Origin of the sequence: Nostoc sp. CHAB 5836 (assembly GCF_020829445.1) — a bacterium.
Classification (GTDB): Bacteria; Cyanobacteriota; Cyanobacteriia; order Cyanobacteriales; family Nostocaceae; genus Nostoc.
Map to the genome: position 1 here is coordinate 1 of NZ_JAIVFV010000349.1, position 2,921 is coordinate 2,921.

At 41.9% G+C, this 2,921-nt stretch carries 4 protein-coding genes and 1 pseudogene; 1 reads left to right on the forward strand and 4 read right to left on the reverse strand.

What is annotated here, in order from left to right; all coding sequences use genetic code 11:
- The coding region (locus tag LC605_RS32200; protein WP_229551431.1) for an AIPR family protein at nucleotides 1-583 on the reverse strand (583 nt) is incomplete at its 3' end.
- A gap of 122 nt (nucleotides 584-705) precedes the next feature.
- Nucleotides 706-975 (reverse strand): hypothetical protein, encoded by a 270-nt coding sequence (locus LC605_RS32205; RefSeq protein ID WP_229551432.1) that lies wholly within the window; start codon nucleotides 973-975, stop codon nucleotides 706-708.
- Between the two features lie 248 nt (nucleotides 976-1,223).
- On the opposite strand from LC605_RS32205, the gene LC605_RS32210 reads away from it, so the two are divergent.
- Nucleotides 1,224-1,742, forward strand: coding sequence for a hypothetical protein (locus tag LC605_RS32210; protein ID WP_229551433.1), 519 nt, complete (start codon nucleotides 1,224-1,226; stop codon nucleotides 1,740-1,742).
- A 513-nt stretch (nucleotides 1,743-2,255) separates the two neighbouring features.
- On the opposite strand, the gene LC605_RS32215 is transcribed toward LC605_RS32210, so the two are convergent.
- Complete coding sequence (locus LC605_RS32215) at nucleotides 2,256-2,483, reverse strand: hypothetical protein (protein ID WP_229551434.1); 228 nt, start codon at nucleotides 2,481-2,483, stop codon at nucleotides 2,256-2,258.
- Nucleotides 2,458-2,921, reverse strand: a pseudogene (locus LC605_RS32220) (bifunctional DNA primase/helicase); the annotation flags it as partial. The pseudogene LC605_RS32220 and the gene LC605_RS32215, both read right to left, overlap by 26 nt.

Below are 2,921 nucleotides of genomic sequence, written 5' to 3' on the forward strand. Positions count from 1 at the left end.
CGTTTCTGGGAGCGCCGCTTTGATTCTGGTAATAGGCAATGCGGAATTTTGTGTTTTCTTTGGCTTCTAAGTCGGCTAAATCCTCCTTGATGAATTTGTAATCACCCCTGGCGTTGATTTTGGAGCGGGAATCTACTGGGGTTGTGGTATTGGAAGCCAGGGCGATGTCTAGGGCCTCGTCTTTTGAGAGTCCGATGTGAATCTTAACTTGGACTCTGGCAAGGCTTAGGTCGTACTTGTATTTTTTCGCTTGCTCAATTGCTAAAATTGTGTGACCGCCGTTGATAATCCCATCACTTCCCCCCTCTGAGGCTTCTAAAATTTGTAGTTCGAGTAAAGTTTTGTTGAGTTTGCAGGAGTTTGCACACAGGGTTATTCCACTGTGACGGGAGAAGAATTTTTCTTGCTGCGTCGTCAGGGAGTCGAAGATTTGTCTGTAGGTGGCGGTTTTACGGTTCGGTTCCCGGATGTTGGGTTCTAGGGGGAGGTCTGTGGGGAAGCTGTCTACATGGGCGGTGGCGATGATGCAGTTGGGATTGGGTTGAAAATAGTTGTCTGTCTTTATGTTCCAGGTCTTGGGCATGGTTTGTTTCTTGGGAGGTGAATTTTCTATGTTACGCTGCTATAACTTTAATTATTCTCTTTCTTCACCCAGAATAAGCTACCAAACTAGCCAAATTTACGCATTTTCTCTCTACTTCAAAATCAGATATTTCCAAAAGCGCACAGTGCTTTTTGAAGGTTAGCGACTCTTTCTGTTGTGAGCGCTTTTAACTCTCGCATCATGTTTTCAAATTCCGGTCTGTTGAAAGGCTTTTCGTTAATATTTGTATAATACTCTGTAACTTTTTCAAGAAAGTAGGCTGGATGCCAATCATCCTGCATATCTACAATTATCAAAAATTCAAGTTGCTGTTGGCTTAATTTGATTCCCATTCTTCTGCCTCTTCTTGATTTTCTAAATAATCCTTGCATAGCTTAACTTAGAGCAACTTTCCCTAACTACAAAAGGCGATCGCTGTCCTTGGTTGTTGCTCCCGTAATACAAAGTTGATGACATGAACAGTCATCCCACCTTACAATGCCTTCACCATATATGTGCAAAATTACTTTTGAAAATTATAGTATTTTTGTAATGCAAAGGAATAAAATTAGCGTTTATTGATACAAAAAGCTGATTTTTGGGCAAAATAGTAGAAGTACTTTTGACAACATATATCTACATGACAGCGCATAGCGAAACCCAAAAAGCTGTGAAGGCAACAATTTATTTGGGGAAAATTCCACTTGATGTTTATCAAATGCCAGATGGCAGCTATAAACTATACATCGAATCAGTCACGGATGCTATCAAAAGACCCAGCAATGACTTGTTGCGTTTTCTAGAGGGTCAATCAGCACAAGCACTGCCCTATAAGAATAGAGCATCGTTACAAGAACCGATGATAGCTGTAGAGGGATATGGAGGGCATGTAAAGCCCATACCAATAGAACTAGCTACATCCTATTGGCTTTATCGTGCTGTCAAAGGTAATGAGATAGCACAAGCTCTGATTCAAGCATCTCTAATGGAATCTATTGAAAGACGAGCAGATACAGCATTTTTATTTAAACGGACGGAAGAAGAATACAACCAAAAGTTCGGGGAGCGATTAGAAGAAATTCTAGAGTACAACCGAGAGGAAGTAGCTGCTAGAAGGCTACCTGGAGATTCAATGTATTTCCCTCGTAGGATTAACTAATCAACAAATTATAGGTATAAAATATTGCTGGCTACATTTTTGGAAGCTAAAAATGCTGAGATAGTTGCTATACAATGATAAAAACTTCCTACGAAAAAATATTATATCAGTAGTTTTTGTAAAATTTATGTAAAATACTGATTAGCAAGAATTTTCTTTGAGAAGGAGTCAGAATACCCCATGCCTCAAGTCAAATCAATTCAAAATTATTTCTGAAATTTTGAATTTTGAATTTTGAATTTTGAATTAAAAAAGTGGTCAGAATACAGGAAAGGTAATTCTGTAGGAATGGGTGATGAATATTGGTTTAAAATCTCGCACCTAGTGGGTCAAAAAAATTGAAATATTCTTCCTTATCAAAAGGCAATAGAGATTATTTAAGTATCCGTGACAAAACGCCTCACCTATGAGGCAACACTTCTGGTCTCGCCAACCAGTACGGTGCGATTCCCGTGAAACCAAGTAGTATTTTTAACCTAACAACGAAAGTGGTTAATAGTAAGCCCGACTTTCTCACCCCATCCATTCAGTCCACTGTGGCGCATCTGCCACCAGTTGGGCAAATTTATCAGGGCTTGCGTCTTCAAACTCCAGCATCACCCCACAACGCTCATCAATCGTTAGTGTACTGAGTAATTCTTTAACCTTGTCAACCCCTAACTCCACCCGCTCAATTGCCAGCCGAGCATAATATTTAACCCGCTCCCACCAAGAATCACTGAGTGATACCTCTGTGTCCACACCCCCCCCGATTATTACTTCCATCTTTATTAAGGGGGGGTGTGGACGGCGGGTTAATCCCGTACTGAGCTTGCATTCTAGCTGCATGAGCCGCCTGGAGTTCTTGTTCCTGCTGGCGTTTCCTTTCCCTCTCTTCCCTGTGACGAAGCCGATAATCCAGCACCTTCTGAGCAAACTCGACATCCTCCGTACTGAGCCGATAATACCGAACCCGTTGACCATCTTCGAGTGGTCGGCGAGACTCAGTAGATAAACCCAGTTGCTCCAGATACTGTCCCAAAATCCACATCGGAGACTCCGATAGCGGGATGGTCAGATTGAGGATCCCCTTAACGTGAGATGCGTTGCGTAAGGAGTTGTCAGCCAAAGCCTGAATCATCGCCTCGTCGCCTTTAATCTCAACCCCAGCCATCAAATCGATCAACACTGCCCTCAATC

What these genes read in the sequence shown, in the direction of transcription:
- LC605_RS32205 (WP_229551432.1), bottom strand. Translation starts at nt 975, where the DNA reads ATGCAAGGATTATTTAGAAAATCAAGAAGAGGCAGAAGAATGGGAATC.
- LC605_RS32210 (WP_229551433.1), top strand. Translation starts at nt 1,224, where the DNA reads ATGACAGCGCATAGCGAAACCCAAAAAGCTGTGAAGGCAACAATTTAT.